Below are 2,542 nucleotides of genomic sequence, written 5' to 3'. Positions count from 1 at the left end.
ACCGGTAGTCGTGGTGCCCGTCGGTGAGTTCGCGGCGGCAGGCGCGCAGCGTGGCCACCGTGCGCGGGTCGTCGGCGGCCGGGGTGCCGCGGACGGGCGGGAGCAGCAGCGCGAGGTCGGGCGCCGGATCGCCGGGGGAGCGCTGCCAGCGGCCCGAGGGGTGCAGGCCGCGCCGAGAGGTGTGGGCCAGGATCCGGTCGGCCAGCGCGCTCCAGTCCGCGGCGAGCCCGTCCGGCACCCCGGCCGGCCGGGCCGCCTCCGGGCGGGCCAGCGCGCGCAGTCCGGCGGCGCAGATCAGCCGGCTGTGCGTCCAGGCGCGGTCCTCCAACTCCCAGATCCCGGCGTCCGGTTCGCGCCACCGGTGGGCGATCGTGGTGGCGGCGGTGCGCGCCGCCGCCCGGGCCGACGGGTCCAGCCGGTCGTGCCGGGCGGCCGCCGCGTACAGCAGCAGCGCCTCGCCGAAGACGTCCAGCTGGAACTGCCGGGTGATCCGGTTGCCGACCCGGTCGTGACCGCCCGGGTAGCCGGGCAGGTCGACCGTCCGCTGGTCGGGCACCCGCCCGCCGGTCACGGTGTACGCCGGGGACAGCCGCGGGCCGTGCTCGTCGACCCGCGCGGTGGTGAAGCGCACCGCCTCGTCCAGGAGGTCGTACGGTCCGCAGGCGGCCACCGCCTGGCCGGCCAGGCACTGGTCGCGGATCCAGACGTAGCGGTAGTCGTAGTTGCGGCCGGCCTCGGCCCGCTCGGGCAGGCTGGTGGTCGCGGCCGCGACCATGCCGCCGCCGGCGGCGGAGGTGAGCCCGCGCAGCACGGCGTAGGAGAACCGGGCGTCGCGGCCGTCCAGGGTGTGCCCGAGGCCGGGCACGGCCTCCCGCCAGGCGCGTTCGGTGGCCCGCCAGCTGCGTTCCGGGTCCGGTGGCGGGCCGTCGAGGCGGCGGTCGGCGGCCTCCAGGACGAGGTCCAGCCGTTCGCCGGGGCGCAGGACGGCCTCGGTGGTGAGCCGCGCGCCGGGCCCCGGGCGGGCCGGGCCGGCGCCCGTCCAGCGCAGCCGCAGCGGTCCGGTGCGCAGCCGCCAGCCGTCCGGCGTCCGGCGGGGCTCAGGGACGCGGCGGGTCCCGAAGCCCGTCCCCGGCTCCAGGACCACCCGGAAGCGGACCGGCGCGTACTCGGCGGTCAGCCGGCGCAGCAGCACGAGCCGGTGCGGGTCCGCGGGCAGGGCCAGCGCCTCCCGGCACTCCAGGATGCCGTCCCCGGCGATCCAGCGGCTGCGGCGGACCAGCCCGCCGTCCTCGTAGTAGCCGCCCGGTACGAACCGGCCGACCGGGGTCACCGCGTACACCCCGGTGCCGCCGACCAGCCCGGCGAACAGCGGGTCGGAGTCCCAGCGGGGCACGCACAGCCAGGCGACCTCGCCGAACGGGCCCACCAGCGCGCCGCGTTCGCCGTCGGCGAGCAGGGCGTACTCGCGCAGGCTCCAGGGCGGGAAGGCCTTCACGGCGAACGCTCCGGCGCTCAGGCCACCTGCGGCAGGACCTGCTCGCGGTAGAAGTCGAAGAAGCCCTCCTGCTCCGGGCCGATCTGGCCGACGTACACCTCGTCGAAGCCGGCGCCGACGTAGCCGCGCAGCAGGTCGGCGTGCTGCCGCGGATCGTCGCCGCAGACGACCGACCCGGCCACCATCTCCTCGGTCACCAGCTCGGTGGCCTGCTCGAAGTGGCGGGGCGTGGGCAGCACCTGGGCGAGTTCACCGGGCAGCAGCTCGGTCGGCCAGAGCCGGTGGACGGTCTTGACCGCCCGCTCGCGCTCCTCCGACCAGCACACCTTCACCCCGCCGAGCACCGGCCCGGTGCCGCCGGCCGCCCGGTAGCGGCCGATCAGCTCGGTGTCCGGGCTCATGGTGACCAGGCCGTCCGCGAACTCCGCCGCGCGCTCGGCCGCCCTGGGGCCGAAGGCCGAGACGTACACCGGCAGCCGGGCCTGCTCCGGGGGCGTGTAGAGCCGGGCGTTCTCCACCGTGTAGTGCGTGCCGCGGTGGGAGACGGGGCCACCCGTGAACAGCTCCCGCATCACCTCGACGGCCTCCTCCAGCATGTCCGCCCGGACCTCGAACGGCGGCCAGCGGTCGCCCAGGACGTGCTCGTTGAGCGCCTCGCCGGTGCCGACGCCGAGCCGGAGCCCGCCCGCCAGCTGCACGTCCGCCGTGGCCGCCGCCTGCGCCGTCACGGCGGGGTGCAGCCGGACGGTCGGGCAGGTGACCAGGGTGGTCACCGGCAGCCGGACGACCTGCGACAGCGCGCCGATCACGCCCCAGACGAACGGGGCGTTGCCCTGGGCGTCGTTCCACGGGTGGTAGTGGTCGGAGATCGCCAGCCGGGTGAAGCCGGCCCGCTCCGCCAGCGCGGCCTGCTCGACCAGCTGGGCGGGGGTGAACTCCTCGCAGGACAGGAAGTAGCCGAACGCGGTCATGGCAGCCTCGGTTCGTCGACGGTCCTTTCCCCGGGGCGGCTTTCCGGCCCGGGCGCCGCGAAACGCCGCCCCGGCG

Annotated in this window: 2 protein-coding genes; both read right to left on the bottom strand. The window is 77.0% G+C overall.

Translation table 11 applies throughout. The features are described from left to right. Positions 1-1,495 (bottom strand): glycoside hydrolase family 15 protein (locus ABZW03_RS39765; RefSeq protein ID WP_355269604.1); only part of this gene is annotated, 1,495 nt, incomplete at its 3' end. 17 nt (positions 1,496-1,512) lie between these two features. Further along, on the bottom strand, positions 1,513-2,466 hold the full coding sequence (locus tag ABZW03_RS39760; RefSeq protein ID WP_355269602.1) for a TIGR03557 family F420-dependent LLM class oxidoreductase: 954 nt from the start codon (positions 2,464-2,466) through the stop codon (positions 1,513-1,515). Positions 2,467-2,542 lie beyond the last annotated feature (76 nt).

The organism is Kitasatospora sp. NPDC004799, from assembly GCF_040609095.1.
GTDB lineage: Bacteria > Actinomycetota > Actinomycetes > Streptomycetales > Streptomycetaceae > Kitasatospora.
The sequence above is the reverse complement of the archived record's forward strand: the minus strand, read 5'-3'. Positions and strand labels throughout refer to the sequence as shown.